The organism is Pseudomonas migulae (genome assembly GCF_043225285.1).
Taxonomy (GTDB): domain Bacteria; phylum Pseudomonadota; class Gammaproteobacteria; order Pseudomonadales; family Pseudomonadaceae; genus Aquipseudomonas; species Aquipseudomonas migulae_C.
This window is the reverse complement of the sequence record NZ_CP171224.1, coordinates 6299070-6313652: the sequence shown is the minus strand read 5'-3', so window position 1 is coordinate 6313652 and position 14583 is coordinate 6299070. Positions and strand designations below refer to the sequence as shown.

At 62.8% G+C, this 14583-nt stretch carries 14 protein-coding genes; 13 read left to right on the top strand and 1 reads right to left on the bottom strand.

Going from position 1 to position 14583, the window contains the following annotated elements:
• Positions 1 to 37: 37 nt before the first annotated feature.
• The 13 genes from pedF to ACF6ZU_RS28785 all read left to right on the top strand — a co-directional run bounded on the left by pedF (position 38) and on the right by ACF6ZU_RS28785 (position 13717).
• Positions 38 to 499, top strand: coding sequence for a cytochrome c-550 PedF (pedF, locus tag ACF6ZU_RS28845; protein WP_392889315.1), 462 nt, complete (start codon positions 38 to 40; stop codon positions 497 to 499).
• 3 nt (positions 500 to 502) lie between these two features.
• Positions 503 to 1381 (top strand): substrate-binding periplasmic protein, encoded by an 879-nt coding sequence (locus ACF6ZU_RS28840; protein WP_392889313.1) that lies wholly within the window; start codon positions 503 to 505, stop codon positions 1379 to 1381.
• Positions 1378 to 2139: a quinoprotein dehydrogenase-associated SoxYZ-like carrier gene (locus tag ACF6ZU_RS28835; RefSeq protein ID WP_392889311.1), complete on the top strand. Its 762-nt coding sequence runs from the start codon at positions 1378 to 1380 to the stop codon at positions 2137 to 2139. The genes ACF6ZU_RS28840 and ACF6ZU_RS28835 overlap by 4 nt, the downstream gene beginning before the upstream one ends.
• 16 nt (positions 2140 to 2155) lie before the next feature.
• On the top strand, positions 2156 to 3088 hold the full coding sequence (locus tag ACF6ZU_RS28830) for a quinoprotein relay system zinc metallohydrolase 1 (RefSeq protein WP_392889309.1): 933 nt from the start codon (positions 2156 to 2158) through the stop codon (positions 3086 to 3088).
• Positions 3089 to 3401: 313 nt separating this feature from the next.
• Positions 3402 to 5177 carry a PQQ-dependent methanol/ethanol family dehydrogenase gene (locus ACF6ZU_RS28825; RefSeq protein WP_392889307.1) on the top strand — a complete coding sequence of 592 codons (1776 nt, stop codon included), beginning with the start codon at positions 3402 to 3404 and terminating at the stop codon, positions 5175 to 5177.
• Positions 5178 to 5545: 368 nt separating this feature from the next.
• Positions 5546 to 7066 (top strand): aldehyde dehydrogenase family protein, encoded by a 1521-nt coding sequence (locus tag ACF6ZU_RS28820; protein ID WP_392889305.1) that lies wholly within the window; start codon positions 5546 to 5548, stop codon positions 7064 to 7066.
• Between the two features lie 259 nt (positions 7067 to 7325).
• Complete coding sequence (gene pqqA / locus ACF6ZU_RS28815) at positions 7326 to 7397, top strand: pyrroloquinoline quinone precursor peptide PqqA (protein WP_003253598.1); 72 nt, start codon at positions 7326 to 7328, stop codon at positions 7395 to 7397.
• 55 nt (positions 7398 to 7452) lie between these two features.
• A complete protein-coding gene (gene pqqB, locus ACF6ZU_RS28810; RefSeq protein WP_392889303.1) occupies positions 7453 to 8367 on the top strand; it encodes a pyrroloquinoline quinone biosynthesis protein PqqB in 915 nt (304 codons plus the stop codon).
• Between the two features lie 122 nt (positions 8368 to 8489).
• Entirely contained in the window at positions 8490 to 9242 is a 753-nt protein-coding gene (pqqC, locus tag ACF6ZU_RS28805; protein ID WP_392889301.1) for a pyrroloquinoline-quinone synthase PqqC, read from the top strand.
• A complete protein-coding gene (pqqD, locus tag ACF6ZU_RS28800) occupies positions 9239 to 9511 on the top strand; it encodes a pyrroloquinoline quinone biosynthesis peptide chaperone PqqD (RefSeq protein WP_392889299.1) in 273 nt (90 codons plus the stop codon). Before pqqC ends, pqqD begins: the two co-directional genes overlap by 4 nt.
• The gene (pqqE, locus tag ACF6ZU_RS28795) at positions 9489 to 10631 is read left to right on the top strand and encodes a pyrroloquinoline quinone biosynthesis protein PqqE (protein WP_392889297.1); all 1143 of its coding nucleotides are present in this window, start codon (positions 9489 to 9491) and stop codon (positions 10629 to 10631) included. The genes pqqD and pqqE overlap by 23 nt, the downstream gene beginning before the upstream one ends.
• Positions 10632 to 10842: 211 nt before the next feature.
• Positions 10843 to 12006 carry an alcohol dehydrogenase-like regulatory protein ErcA gene (gene ercA, locus ACF6ZU_RS28790; protein WP_392889296.1) on the top strand — a complete coding sequence of 388 codons (1164 nt, stop codon included), beginning with the start codon at positions 10843 to 10845 and terminating at the stop codon, positions 12004 to 12006.
• The gene (locus ACF6ZU_RS28785; protein WP_392889294.1) at positions 11990 to 13717 is read left to right on the top strand and encodes a NahK/ErcS family hybrid sensor histidine kinase/response regulator; all 1728 of its coding nucleotides are present in this window, start codon (positions 11990 to 11992) and stop codon (positions 13715 to 13717) included. Before ercA ends, ACF6ZU_RS28785 begins: the two co-directional genes overlap by 17 nt.
• Here ACF6ZU_RS28785 and ACF6ZU_RS28780 read toward each other — a convergent pair.
• The gene (locus ACF6ZU_RS28780) at positions 13702 to 14580 is read right to left on the bottom strand and encodes an aldose 1-epimerase (protein WP_392889293.1); all 879 of its coding nucleotides are present in this window, start codon (positions 14578 to 14580) and stop codon (positions 13702 to 13704) included. The two genes, ACF6ZU_RS28785 and ACF6ZU_RS28780, sit on opposite strands and share 16 nt — an antisense overlap.
• Positions 14581 to 14583 lie beyond the last annotated feature (3 nt).

Below are 14583 nucleotides of genomic sequence, written 5' to 3'. Positions count from 1 at the left end.
GCCAAGAGGTCTTGCGTGCAATCCTGAGGGCATAACAATGACAACAAAACGCAACGCCTTGCTCGTGGCCGGTCTGCTGGCCGGCTTTATCAGCGCAGGTTCGGTCTGGGCCCATGGCAACGTGGTGCCGCAAGCCGTGGAAACCCAGGGCCTGACCCCGATCAAGGACGCCGGCGTGAAAGTCGATGGTGATGGCTGGGCGGCGGTGAACCCTTACCGCACGTCCCCGGAACACGATAAGGCGGTGGAGATCGGATCATCCGCGTACAACCAGAACTGCGCGGCCTGCCACGGCCTGGAGGCCAAGTCCGGCGGTATCGCCCCGGACTTGCGCATGCTCGATGTCGGCGAGTCGGGAGATGAGTGGTTCGTTGAGCGGGTCCGCCACGGCGCCGTGCGTGACGGCCGGGTGTACATGCCGAAAATGGCCGACTACCTGAGTCAGGAAGCCCTGTGGGCGGTGCGCACTTACCTGGACAGCGTTCGCGTCGAGGAGTAATGCATGCGCCTGCTCGCTGTGTTGATCAGCGCTGTGTTGCTGTGCTGCCAGACGGTGCAGGCGCAGGTCCGGACCTATGACGAAATGATCGCCGCCGGGACGCTGAAAGTCGCGGTCTACAAAGACTTTGCGCCCTACAGTTTCGAAGACGCCGGCGAGCCCCGGGGCGTGGATGTCGAACTCGCCGAGGCATTGGCCAAGGCCCTTGGCGTGCACCTGGAACTGATCTGGGCGCCGGCCGGCGAAAAGCTCGACGACGACCTGCGCGACTACATCTGGCGGGCCAGTCAGCTGCATAACCAGCAATTGGCCGACCTGATGATGCGCGTGCCCTACGATCAGGATTACGCGCGCAAACGCAACGAACTGGGCGAGCTGGAAAACGCCCATGTGGTGATGTTTGGCCCCTACCAGAACGAGCAATGGCAAGTCGCTTATGACCGTCGTCGGCTGGAGTCGGTGGGCAGCGTCGCCGTTTTCGAGCATCACCCGATCGGCGTCGAGGTAGACAGCGTGCCGTCGTTCTACCTGACGTCGGTGTTCAACGGCATGCTCGCCGGCAAAACCCACCACTATCCCGGCGTACCCCAGGCCTTTGCAGCGATGAAGGCCGGGGAAGTCGACGCGGTCATGGCCATGCGCGGCGAGATCGACTGGCAGGTCCACCAGGCCGCCGACCCGCAAGTGGCGCTGGCGGAAAACGCTTACCCGAACATGGGCAAGCAGCTCTGGGAGATCGGCATGGCGGTGCACGAAAGCAATCGGCAACTGGCCTATGCCGTGGAAGAAGCCCTGGAAACCCTGATCCGCGAAGGCTCGGTGAAAGCCATTTATGCCCGTTACGGCCTGCGGTATGACGTGCCGGAGATGTATCAACCGTGAACTGGCGAGCGCGATATCTGTTGGTCTGCTGGTTGCCCTTGGCTGCGCACGCTGCAGACATCGAGCCGGGTAAAGACCCGGTGCCGTCGGTGATGTGGGCCTTCTATCACAAGCAGATGCTCGGCGATGCGCCGTTCCTGTTCGACGACCGGGTCAAGCTGCTGGCGCCGCCGTTCGCCGAAGACGCCCGGCAAGTGCCGCTGGAAATCGACGCCCGCGCGTTCAAGGGCGAGGTGGTGAAGATCCTTGCGTGGGCCGAACTCAATCCGTTGCCGAAGATTGTCGATTTCCAGCTGCAGGATCGGGTGCTGCCCTGGCTGTCGATCCGTATTCGGGTCGAGCAAGCCACACCGCTGCGCGCGGCCGTGCTGACCCGCGACGGCGTGTGGCATGTCGGTTCGACATTGATCGATGCGGCGGGTGGCGGCTGCACGGCGCCGAGCGTGGTGCGCACCCAGCCGGGCTGGGAAGAGCGCATCGGTGAAGTGCTCGGCGGGCGGTACCCCCGTGGCGAATTCAGCCGCTTGCGTTTGCAGGTGGCGCATCCGATGGATAACGGCATGGTCGGCGGCATCCCGGAGTTTTTCATCAACCATGCTGAGCTGCGGGACCAGGACAATCAGTTGCTGGCCCGCCTCGAACTGTTTCCCGCCGTCAGCGAAAACCCCAACCTGGCCTTCGACATCGAGGGGGCAGGGCAGACGCGCCTGTTGCTGCGCGACAACAGCGGCAACGAATTTGATGCGGCCATACCCTGACTCGAAGGAGCGCGCGATGCGCTGGATGCTGCTGTTGTTCATGAGCCTGAGCCTGCCGGCCCTGGCGGATCTCGACTACGTGCTCAAGCCCCGGCAGATTGCCGCTGACACCTGGTTACTGGAAGGCAGCACCGACAATTTCGCCAAGGACAACGGCGGCAATATCGTCAACACCGCGTTCATCGTTACCGAGCGCGGTGTGGTGGTGATCGATACCGGGCCGTCGAAGCGCTACGGCGAGGCCATGCGCAAAGCGATTGCCGCGACCACCGACAAACCGGTGATCCAGGTGTTGCTGACCCATCATCATCCCGATCACGCGCTGGGCAATCAGGCCTTCAGCGATGTGCCGATCGGCGCGCTGGCCGGCACCACCGAGTTGTTGAAGCAGCAGGGTGATGCGATGGCCGAGAACATGTATCGGCTGGTGGGTGACTGGATGCGTGGCACGGAAGTCGTGTTGCCGACCGAGACGCTGGCAGCCGGCGTAAAAAACTTTGGGAATCACGATCTGCGCTTGCTGAGTCTGGGTGGGCACACCGGCGCGGACCTGGCTATTCTCGACCAGCAAACCGGGGTGCTGTTCGCCGGGGACCTGGTGTTTTACCAACGGGCGCTGACCACGCCGAACAGCCCGGGGTTGTCGGTGTGGCTGGCGGACCTCGCCACGCTTCAGGGGCTGCCGTGGACCCTCATCGTCCCCGGTCATGGCCCGGTGGCCACCGATGCCAAGCCGTTCGAGCAGATGCGTGACTACCTCGGCTGGCTCGACCAGCTCATGCGTGACGGCGCGGCCAACGGCAGTGACATGACCGAGATGATCCGCAGCCCCATTCCCGAACGTTTCGCCGGGATCAGCCTGAGTCGGTATGAGCTGATCCGCAGTGTCAGCCATCTCTATCCGCGCTACGAACGCACACAAATGCAACGTGTTGACTCAAACCTGTAGGAGCCGGCTTGCTGGCGATCGGGACGCCGCGGTCGGTCTGATACACCGCGTCGCCTGGATCGCCAGCAAGCCGGCTCCTACGGATCTCGGGTGACACAAACCCTGTAGGAGCCAGCTTGCTGGCGATGGCGATTTCATGGGCGCCATCGCCAGCAAGCTGGCTCCTACACGGTTGCGTCGCGGTCCGACCCGGTACTAAGGAACTAGCAATCTCAATATTGCGGGCAATTGTTGCGAGGGCGGCGGCGCCCAAGAATCTGCACCAGACCGGGAAAATTTCCCGGGTATAACAAAAACCGCAGAGGCAGCCGTCATGACCCAACCCGCACGTCGCCAACCCTTCGTCTTGAGCCTGTTGCTCAGTGCCATGCTGCTGTCCGGCAGCGCCCTGGCCGGTGTCACCGACCAGGAAATTCTCCAGGATCCCAAGAATCCCGAGCAGATCGTCACCAACGGTCTGGGCGTCCAGGGTCAGCGTTACAGTCCTCTGGACACGCTCAACGTCAACAACGTGAAAGACCTGCGACCGGTCTGGGCGTTCTCGTTTGGCGGCGAAAAACAGCGCGGCCAGCAAGCGCAACCGATGATCAAGGACGGTGTGATGTACATGACCGGCTCCTATTCGCGGGTGTTTGCGGTGGATGCGCGCACCGGCAAGAAACTCTGGCAATACGATGCGCGCCTGCCCGATGACATTCGCCCGTGCTGCGACGTGATCAACCGGGGCGTCGCGCTGTACGGCGACCTGGTGATTTTCGGCACCCTCGACGCCAAGCTCGTGGCCCTGAACAAAGACACCGGCAAAGTGGTGTGGAGCAAGAAAGTCGCCGACCACAAGGAAGGCTACTCCATCAGCGCCGCGCCACTGGTGATCAACGGCAAACTGATCACCGGCGTGGCCGGCGGCGAGTTCGGCGTGGTCGGCAAGATCGAAGCCTATGACCCGAAAAACGGCGACCTGCTGTGGACCCGGCCGACCGTCGAAGGCCACATGGGTTACGTCTACAAGGACGGCAAAGCGGTAGAGAACGGCATCTCCGGTGGCGAAGCGGGCAAGACCTGGCCCGGCGATCTCTGGAAAACCGGCGGTGCCGCACCTTGGCTCGGCGGTTACTACGACCCGGAAACCAACCTGCTGCTGTTCGGCACCGGCAACCCGGCACCGTGGAACTCGCATTTGCGTCCTGGCGACAACCTTTACTCCTCGTCACGCCTGGCGTTGAACCCGGACGACGGGACCATCAAATGGCACTTCCAGAGCACGCCTCACGATGGCTGGGACTATGACGGCGTGAACGAGCTGGTGTCGTTCAACTACACCGAAGGCGGCAAGGAAATCAAAGCGGCTGCCACCGCCGACCGTAACGGTTTCTTCTACGTGCTGGACCGCACCAACGGCAAGTTCATCCGTGGCTTCCCGTTCGTGGACAAGATCACCTGGGCCACCGGTCTCGATAAGGATGGCCGGCCGATCTACAACGAAGCCAGCCGTCCCGGCGCGCCGGGCACTGAGGCCAAGGGCAGTTCGGTGTTCGTGGCGCCGGCGTTCCTCGGTGCGAAAAACTGGATGCCGATGGCCTATAACAGGGACACCGGGCTGTTCTACGTACCGTCCAACGAGTGGGGCATGGACATCTGGAACGAGGGTATCGCCTACAAGAAAGGCGCGGCGTTCCTCGGTGCCGGGTTCACCATCAAACCGTTGAACGAAGACTACATCGGCGTGTTGCGCGCCATTGACCCGAAAACCGGCAAGGAAGTCTGGCGCCACAAGAACTTCGCGCCGCTGTGGGGTGGGGTGCTGACCACCAAGGGCAACCTGGTGTTCACCGGCACGCCGGAAGGTTTCCTCCAGGCGTTCAATGCCAAGACCGGCGAAAAGGTCTGGGAATTCCAGACCGGCTCCGGCGTACTCGGCTCGCCGGTCACCTGGGAAATGGACGGCGAACAGTACGTCTCGGTGCTCTCGGGCTGGGGCGGCGCGGTGCCGCTGTGGGGCGGTGAAGTGGCCAAGCGCGTGAAGGACTTCAACCAGGGCGGCATGCTCTGGACCTTCAAGTTGCCAAAAGACCTCGTCGCCAAACACTAACCCCGCCGCGCCCCCCTGTAGGAGCGAGCCTGCTCGCGATGAACCTGAGGCCGACGCGGGGCACCAGGCACCCCGCGTTGTCGTTGATGGCCATCGCGAGCAGGCTCGCTCCTACAAGGGAATGTGTGAAACCTGTAGGAGCGAGCCTGCTCGCGATGAACCTGAGGCCGACGCGGGGCATCAGACGCCCCGCGTTATCGTTGACGGCCATCGCGAGCAGGCTCGCTCCTACAGGGGAATGTGTGAAACCTAATACCAAATAACGAGAGTTCCGCTGCCAACGGCGCATTCGTCCCGCCTGCGGGGCTCTCTAACATCGGTCCATCGCCTGTTTGCCCGACAGGCATCGACCCAGACTGAGGCCCATCATGATCTACGCACAACCCGGAACACCCGGCGCCGTCGTTTCCTTCAAGGCGCGCTATGGCAACTTCATCGGCGGCGAATTCGTCGCCCCAGTCAATGGCGAATACTTCACCAACACCTCGCCGGTCACCGGCGAAGTCATCGCCGAATTCCCGCGTTCCAGCGCCGCCGACATCGACAAGGCCCTCGATGCCGCCCATGCCGCGGCCGATGCCTGGGGCAAGACCTCGGCGCAGGATCGCTCCCTGGTGCTGCTGAAAATCGCCGACCGCATCGAACAGAACCTGGAAATCCTCGCCGTCACCGAAACCTGGGACAACGGCAAGGCCGTACGCGAAACCCTTAACGCCGACGTGCCGCTGGCCGCCGACCATTTCCGCTACTTCGCCGGTTGCATCCGTGCGCAGGAAGGCGGTGCCGCCGAAATCAACGAGCTGACCACTGCCTATCACTTCCACGAGCCGCTGGGCGTGGTCGGGCAGATCATCCCGTGGAACTTCCCGCTGCTGATGGCCGCGTGGAAACTCGCCCCGGCCCTGGCGGCCGGCAACTGCATCGTGCTCAAACCCGCCGAGCAGACGCCGCTGTCGATCATGGTCTTCGCCGAGCTGATCGCCGACTTGCTGCCGGCCGGTGTGCTCAACATCGTGCAAGGTTTCGGCCGCGAAGCCGGTGAAGCGCTGGCCACCAGCAAGCGCATCGCCAAGATCGCCTTTACCGGCTCCACCCCGGTGGGCGCGCACATCATGCATTGCGCCGCCGAGAACATCATTCCAAGCACCGTTGAACTGGGCGGCAAGTCGCCAAACATCTTCTTCGAAGACATCATGAACGCCGAGCCGCAGTTCATCGAGAAAGCCGCCGAAGGCCTGGTGCTGGCGTTCTTCAACCAGGGCGAAGTCTGCACCTGCCCGTCGCGGGCGCTGGTGCAAGAGTCGATCTACGAACCGTTCATGGCCGAGGTGATGAAGAAGATCGTCAAGATCAAGCGCGGCAACCCGCTGGACACCGACACCATGGTCGGCGCCCAGGCCTCGGAGCAGCAATACGACAAGATCCTCTCGTACCTGAAAATTGCCCAGGAGGAGGGCGCCGAGTTGCTCACCGGTGGCGCGGCGGAACGTCTTGAAGGCGACCTGTCGAGCGGCTATTACATCCAGCCGACCCTGCTCAAGGGCCACAACAAGATGCGCGTGTTCCAGGAAGAAATCTTCGGCCCGGTGGTGGGTGTCACCACGTTCAAGGACGAAGCCGAAGCCCTGGCGATTGCCAACGACAGCGAGTTCGGCCTCGGTGCCGGCCTGTGGACCCGCGACATCAACCGTGCCTACCGCATGGGCCGGGCGATCAAGGCCGGTCGCGTGTGGACCAACTGCTACCACCTGTACCCGGCGCATGCCGCGTTCGGTGGCTACAAGAAATCCGGGGTTGGCCGTGAGAACCACAAGATGATGCTCGACCATTACCAGCAGACCAAAAACCTGCTGGTGAGCTACGACATCAATCCGCTGGGGTTCTTCTAACCCCCGCAAAATCAGCACAATCCCCCTGTAGGAGCGAGCCTGCTCGCGATGGACGTCAACGATGACGCTGGACACCTGACACCCAGCGGCGTCCTCGAGTGCATCGCGAGCAGGCTCGCTCCTACATTGGTTTTGTGTATGCCAGACACCCCCTACCAACGCACCCCACGACCTCCTTCGAAAGTAGCATTCGGGCGCCCGACGCCCCGTGCATTAATGGCTCTACCGGACTTGCCCGGCACAAGAAGAGGATTGACCCATGTGGACTAAACCCGCGTTTACCGATCTGCGCATTGGCTTCGAAGTGACGATGTATTTCGCCAACCGTTGATCGTCCACCCGGCCAGCCGTTGCGTTGGCCGGGCCTGCCTTCTGGAGCAACACCCATGCACATCCGTGTTCTCGGTTCCGCCGCCGGCGGTGGTTTCCCGCAGTGGAACTGCAACTGCCGCCAGTGCGCCGGCGTGCGCAACGGCAGTCTGCGGGCGCAACGTCGCACGCAGTCTTCGATTGCCCTGAGTGACAACGGTGTGGACTGGGTGCTGTGCAATGCGTCCCCGGACATCCGCGCGCAACTCGAGAGTTTCGCGCCGCTGCAACCGGCCCGCCGCTTGCGCGACACGGCGATTGCCGGCGTGATTTTGATGGACAGCCAGATCGACCATTGCACCGGACTGCTGAGCCTGCGCGAAGGCTGCCCGCATTCGGTGTGGTGCACCGAACGGGTTCATGAAGACCTGAGCAGCGGCTTTCCATTGTTCACCATGCTCAAGCACTGGAACGGCGGTTTGCAGTGGCAACCGATCGGCCTGGATCGCCAGCCTTTCGGCATCGCCGCCTGCGAGCACTTGCAGTTTCAGGCGATTCCCTTGACCAGCAACGCGCCGCCGTACTCACCGAACCGGGGCAACCCGCAGCCGGGCGACACCATTGGCCTGTTCGTCGAAGACCGGCGCTCCGGCGCTTCGCTGTTCTATGCGCCAGGCCTCGGGCAAATCGACGAAGAGGTGTTGAGCTGGATGCAGCGTGCCGATTGCCTGTTGCTCGACGGCACGTTGTGGCGCGATGACGAAATGCGCGTGTGTGAAGTCGGCCAGAGCCTGGGCAGCGAGATGGGGCATCTGCCGCAAAGCGGCGCGGGCGGGATGCTGGAAGTGCTGGAGGGTTTTCCCCGTCAGCGCAAGGTGCTGATCCACATCAACAACACCAACCCGATCCTCGACGAAGACTCGGCGGAGCGGGCGTTGCTGGTGCGGCGGGGGATCGAAGTGGCCTATGACGGCATGAGTATTGAGTTGTAGCGGGTGGCCCCATCGCGGGCAAGCCCGCTCCCACAACTACGGCGGTGTACACAAGACCTGTGGGAGCGGGCTTGCCCGCGATGGGGCCTGGCCAGACACCGAAGATTTCCCGGAGACCCACAATGACCGAAACACCGATGACCGCCACCGAATTCGAACAGGCCCTGCGCGCCAAAGGCGCGTATTACCACATCCATCACCCCTTTCACCAAGCCATGTACGCCGGCCGCGCCACGCGCGAACAGATCCAGGGCTGGGTTGCCAATCGCTTCTATTACCAGGTGAACATCCCCCTGAAGGACGCCGCCATCCTCGCCAACTGCCCCGACCGCGAGGTGCGCCGCGAGTGGCTGCAACGGATTCTCGACCACGACGGCGTGCCCGGCAGCGAAGGCGGCATCGAGGCTTGGCTGCAGCTCGGTGAAGCGGTCGGTCTGGATCGTGAACAGATCCTGTCCCAGGAACTGGTTTTGCCCGGCGTGCGTTTCGCCGTGGACGCCTACGTCAATTTCGCTCGGCGCGCCTCGTGGCAGGAAGCGGCCAGCAGTTCCCTGACCGAGCTGTTCGCGCCGCAGATCCATCAATCTCGACTCGACGCCTGGCCCACGCATTACCCTTGGATCGATGTCGCCGGTTACGACTACTTCCGCACGCGCCTGAGCCAGGCACGGCGCGATGTCGAGCACGGGTTGCGGATCACCCTCGCGCACTACGTCACGCTCGAAGGCCAGCGGCGCATGCTGGAAATCCTTCAGTTCAAGCTCGACGTGCTGTGGAACATGCTCGACGCCATGAGCATGGCCTACGAGCTGGAACGCCCGCCGTATCACACCGTCACCCGGGAAAACGTCTGGCATCGGGGGATCGCACTGTGAGCCTGATCAACCGCGCGCAGTCACCGGCCTTGCGCCAGGGTTTTCGCCTGCAATGGGAACCTCGTCAGGATTGCCACGTGCTGCTGTACCCCGAAGGCATGATCAAACTCAACGGCAGTGCCGGGCAGATTCTCGATCTGGTGGACGGCCAGCGCAGCGTGGCGGCGATCATTGATTTGCTGACAGAGAGTTTTCCCGGTGTGCCGGGGATCGACGAGGATGTGCTGGCGTTTCTGGAGGTGGCCCATGCCCAGTTCTGGATCGAATGATTCCCGTCCGGGGCCGCCACTGTGGCTGCTGGCCGAGCTGACTTACCGTTGCCCGCTGCAATGCCCGTATTGCTCCAATCCGCTGGATTTTGCCCGGCAAGGCGAGGAGTTGAGCACCGAGGAATGGATCCGGGTGTTCCGCGAGGCGCGGGAGATGGGCGCCGCGCAGCTGGGGTTTTCCGGTGGCGAACCGCTGGTGCGCCAGGACCTCGCCGAGCTGATCAAGGCTGCGCGGGACATGGGTTACTACACCAACCTGATCACCTCGGGCATTGGTCTCAGCGAACAGAAGGTCCGGGATTTCAAGGTCGCCGGGCTGGACCACATCCAGATCAGCTTCCAGGCGGCCGACGAAGCGGTCAACAACATGCTCGCCGGGTCGCGCAAGGCCTTCGCGCAAAAGCTGGCGATGGCCAAGGCCGTGAAGGCCCAGGGTTATCCGATGGTGCTGAACTTCGTCACGCACCGGCACAACATCGACCGGATCGACCGGATCATTGAGTTGTGCCTGGAGCTGGAGGCGGATTTCGTCGAGCTGGCCACCTGTCAGTTCTACGGTTGGGCCGAACTCAACCGCGTGGGGTTGCTGCCGACCCGGGATCAGTTGCAGCGTGCCGAGCGCATCACCAACGAATACCGCGAACGGCTGGAAGCGCAGGGGCATCCCTGCAAGTTGATTTTCGTCACCCCGGACTACTACGAAGAACGCCCGAAAACCTGCATGAATGGCTGGGCCAACCTGTTTCTCGACATCACCCCCGACGGCACCGCATTGCCGTGCCACAGTGCCCGGCAGTTGCCGGTGCAGTTTCCCAACGTGCGCGAGCACAGCATCGAACACATCTGGACCGATTCCTTCGGTTTCAACCGCTTTCGCGGCGATGACTGGATGAAAGAGCCGTGCCGGTCCTGCGACGAAAAGCACAAGGATCTGGGAGGCTGCCGCTGCCAGGCGTTCATGCTGACCGGCGACGCCGCCAATGCCGACCCGGTGTGCAGCAAGTCGCCGCACCATGGCGTGATCCTCAAGGCCCGCGAGGAAGCCGATGCGCCGGGGCAGGGGATGGAACACCTGACGTTGCGCAACGAAAAGGCGTCGCGCCTCATCTACCGCGGATGAATCGCGAGCAAACTCACTGTAGGAGCGAGCTTGCTCGCGATGGTCGCCAACGATAACGCTGGATACCTGACACCCCGCGGCGTGCTCAGGTTCATCGCGAGCAAGCTCGCTCCTACAGGGAATCAACGTTGATCTTTGGTCTGATTGCATTCGCAGCAAGATGGGTTAGTGTGGCTCTTATCTTCCAAAACAATAAAAAACAGGCTTTCCAATGAGCCAGAGTCTCAGCCAGCTGCGTAAATTCGTGTCCCCTGAAATCATCTTCGGTGCCGGTTGCCGGCATAACGTCGGCAACTACGCCAAGACCTTTGGCGCGCGCAAGGTGCTGGTGGTCAGCGACCCCGGTGTGATCGCCGCCGGTTGGGTGGCCGATGTCGAAGCCAGCCTGCAAGCCCAGGGCATCGATTACTTTCTGTATAGCGACGTGTCGCCCAACCCCCGGGTCGAGGAAGTCATGCTCGGCGCCGAGCTGTACCGGGAAAACCACTGCGACGTGATTGTGGCTGTCGGTGGCGGCAGCCCGATGGATTGCGGCAAGGGCATCGGCATTGTCGTCGCGCACGGGCGCAGCATCCTCGAGTTCGAAGGCGTGGACACCATCCGCGTGCCGAGCCCGCCGCTGATCCTGATCCCGACCACCGCCGGCACGTCGGCGGATGTCTCGCAATTCGTGATCATCTCCAACCAGCAGGAACGCATGAAGTTCTCCATCGTCAGCAAGGCGGTGGTGCCGGACGTGTCGCTGATCGACCCTGAAACCACTTTGAGCATGGACCCTTTCCTGTCCGCCTGTACTGGCATCGACGCGTTGGTGCATGCCATCGAAGCGTTCGTTTCCACCGGCCACGGACCCTTGACCGACCCCCATGCGCTGGAAGCGATGCGGTTGATCAACGGCAACCTGGTGCAGATGATCGCCAACCCGACGGACATCGCCCTGCGCGAAAAAATCATGCTCGGCAGCATGCAGGCCGGGCTGGCGTTTTCCAATGCGATCCTCGGTGCCGTGCATGCGATGTCCCACAGCCTGGGCGGTTTCCTCGATTTGCCCCACGGGCTGTGCAACGCGGTGCTGGTCGAACACGTCGTGGCCTTCAACTACAGCTCGGCGCCGGACCGCTTCAAGGTGATCGCCGAGACGCTGGGCATCGATTGCCGAGGCCTCAACCACCGGCAGATCAGCGGCCGACTGGTGGAGCACCTGATCGCGCTCAAGCACGCCATCGGCTTCCACGAAACCCTCGGTTTGCATGGTGTCAGCACGGCCGACATCCCGTTCCTCTCACAACACGCCATGGACGACCCGTGCATCCTGACCAACCCGCGCGAATCCAGTCAGCGTGATGTCGAGGTCGTCTATGGCGAAGCCCTCTGACGAGCAACAGGCGGCGCTGGCCGGTTTGCTCGGACTGGGCAGCCATTCGGCGCGCAAGAGTCATTACCCGGAACTGGCCGCGCGCCTGGAAGACCTGGAAACCGAGCGCAATCGCTACAAGTGGCTGTTCGAGCACGCGGTCTACGGGATTTTCCAGGCCAGCCTCGACGGCGGCATGCGCGCCGCCAACACGGCGTTGGCGCGCATGCTCGGCTATCAGGACCCGCAAGACGTGATGTTTTCCAAGGCCGACCTCGCCAGCCGGCTGTTCGTCGGCGGTGAGCAGGAACTGGAAAACATCGGCGAAATCCTTCGCCATCAAGGCAGCCTGCATGGCTACGAAACCCAGTTGCGCCGCCAGGACGGCAGCAGCGTCGACGTGCTGATGAACCTGCTGCTCAGGCCCGAACAGGAACCGCTGGTCGAGGGCTTCGTCGCGGACATCACCGAGCGCAAACTCGCCCAGCAGCGCTTGCAGCAACTCAATGACGAACTGGAACAACGCGTGGCCGCGCGCACCGATGAATTGCTCGAAGCCAACCGCAACCTGCAACAGCAAATCACCCAGCGTAAGCAGATTGCCGAAGCCTTGCGCGATGCCCGTGACGCCGCCGAGGCCGCCAACCACAGCAAGGACAAGTACCTCGCGGCTGCCAGTCACGACCTGCTGCAACCGCTCAATGCTGCGCGTTTATTGATCTCGACCCTGCGCGAACGCAAGCTGCCGGAGGTTGAGCAAGTGCTGGTCGAACGCACGCATCAGGCGCTGGAAGGCGCTGAAGACCTGCTCACCGATTTGCTGGACATTTCCCGGCTCGACCAGGCCGCGGTCAAACCGGATATCGCGTTGTACCGCCTCGACGAATTGTTCGCGCCGCTGGTGTCGGAGTTTCAGTCCGTGGCCGAGGCGGCCGGTTTGCGCCTGCGCGTGCAGATGGGCGATCACGCTATTCGCACCGATCTGCGCCTGATGACGCGCATCCTGCGCAACTTCCTCAGCAACGCCTGTCGCTACACCGACGAAGGCAGCATTTTGCTGGGCGCCCGGCGCCGGGGCGACCGGTTGCGGTTGGAGGTGTGGGACAGCGGGCGCGGGATCCCGGCGGATCATCTCGACTCGATTTTCCTCGAGTTCAATCAACTGGACGTCGGCCGCGCGGCTGACCGCAAAGGCGTGGGGCTGGGACTGGCGATCGTCGAGCGCATCGCCAAGATCCTTGATTACCGGATTCAGGTGCACTCGCTGCCCGGGCGCGGTTCGATGTTCAGCATCGAGGTGCCGATCTCCCATGAAGTACCGCTGCCCATCAGCCTCGCGGTGCCGCAACCGGGCACCGGTAATCCGTTGCCCGGCCGACGTTTGTTGGTGCTGGACAATGAAGTGAGCATCCTGGAAAGCATGAGCGCGCTGCTCGGCCAGTGGGGCTGCGAAGTGGTCACCGCCACCGATGAACGCTCGGCACTGGCGGCGTTACAGGGCCAGGCGCCGGAGCTGATTCTGGCGGACTATCACCTCGATCACGGCGTGGTCGGGTGTGAGGTGGTTCGGAATTTGCGCGAGCATTTCAGCCAGACGATTCCGGCGGTGATCATCACCGCGGACCGCACCGATCAGTGCCGGCGTTCATTGCAGCGGCTCGAAGCGCCGCTGCTGAACAAACCGGTGAAGCCCGGCAAGTTACGCGCGGTGCTGAGTCAGCTGTTGGGGTAAGGCCGGTACTGCAGACTGAAACCCAGTTCTGCCGATTGACCTTGCTCCAGCAACACCAGCCCCGGACGGCCGGGCAAGTGGTGGGCGTTGACCGGATGGCTCACCGGTTCGATGCAGAAAAAGCCCAGGTCCACCGGGCAATAAAGCAGGAAGTAATCGCTGCCGCTGGCCTGGCATTCCAGTTCATAACCGAGGTCGGGTTGCTGGATCAGGCAGTGGCCATCCCATTGGCAGAAACCGTTGTCGACCAAGGCGTCGGGCAGTGCCTTGAGCTGCTGGAAATCCCATTCGACGGGCAACGGAGCGAGGCGTGTCGGCAGCTTGGAGGCATCTGACATCCAGACTTGCTCGGCTTTTGCCTGCAATCGCGTGCCCGCGGTACGCGGCAGATAGGGATGCAATCCCAAGCCATGCCACGCTGCGCGCTCGGCCAGGTGCGTGACGTGCAACGTGATGCTCAGCTTGCCCTCACTCAGATGAAAGCGTTGCCGGGCGCGATAGGCGAACGGCGTGGTGCTGTCGAGTTGCAGGATGACCTCGTCGCGCGCCTGGGAAACCACTTGCCACGGCTGCTGCCAGGCGCTGCCGTGAATCGGCAGTGGATCGGTGAGGCTGTTGGGCTCAAGCGCCAGCCAGCCGTCCGGGCGATCGAAACCACCGTCGGAGATCCGGTTGGACCATGGTGCCAAGGGGAAGCAACCGAGCTTACCCGGCAGGCCGGTGTGCAGGGCGTGCGTATCGCTGTGGCGCAACAGCGGCTGGCCCGAACCGTTCACGGTCCAGTTGACGATGCTGCCGCCGGTTTCGGGGGCTAGGGTGAGTCGGGTGAATCCGTCGTCGAGTTCGAGCAAGTCTGGTGTCATGTT

Coding starts and splice junctions, on each gene's coding strand:
- pqqC (WP_392889301.1), top strand. CDS start 8,490: ATGACCGAAACACCGATGACCGCCACCGAATTCGAACAGGCCCTGCGC.
- ACF6ZU_RS28840 (WP_392889313.1), top strand. CDS start 503: ATGCGCCTGCTCGCTGTGTTGATCAGCGCTGTGTTGCTGTGCTGCCAG.
- ACF6ZU_RS28785 (WP_392889294.1), top strand. CDS start 11,990: ATGGCGAAGCCCTCTGACGAGCAACAGGCGGCGCTGGCCGGTTTGCTC.
- ACF6ZU_RS28830 (WP_392889309.1), top strand. CDS start 2,156: ATGCGCTGGATGCTGCTGTTGTTCATGAGCCTGAGCCTGCCGGCCCTG.
- ACF6ZU_RS28820 (WP_392889305.1), top strand. CDS start 5,546: ATGATCTACGCACAACCCGGAACACCCGGCGCCGTCGTTTCCTTCAAG.
- ACF6ZU_RS28780 (WP_392889293.1), bottom strand. CDS start 14,580: ATGACACCAGACTTGCTCGAACTCGACGACGGATTCACCCGACTCACC.
- ACF6ZU_RS28825 (WP_392889307.1), top strand. CDS start 3,402: ATGACCCAACCCGCACGTCGCCAACCCTTCGTCTTGAGCCTGTTGCTC.
- ercA (WP_392889296.1), top strand. CDS start 10,843: ATGAGCCAGAGTCTCAGCCAGCTGCGTAAATTCGTGTCCCCTGAAATC.
- pedF (WP_392889315.1), top strand. CDS start 38: ATGACAACAAAACGCAACGCCTTGCTCGTGGCCGGTCTGCTGGCCGGC.
- pqqB (WP_392889303.1), top strand. CDS start 7,453: ATGCACATCCGTGTTCTCGGTTCCGCCGCCGGCGGTGGTTTCCCGCAG.
- pqqE (WP_392889297.1), top strand. CDS start 9,489: ATGCCCAGTTCTGGATCGAATGATTCCCGTCCGGGGCCGCCACTGTGG.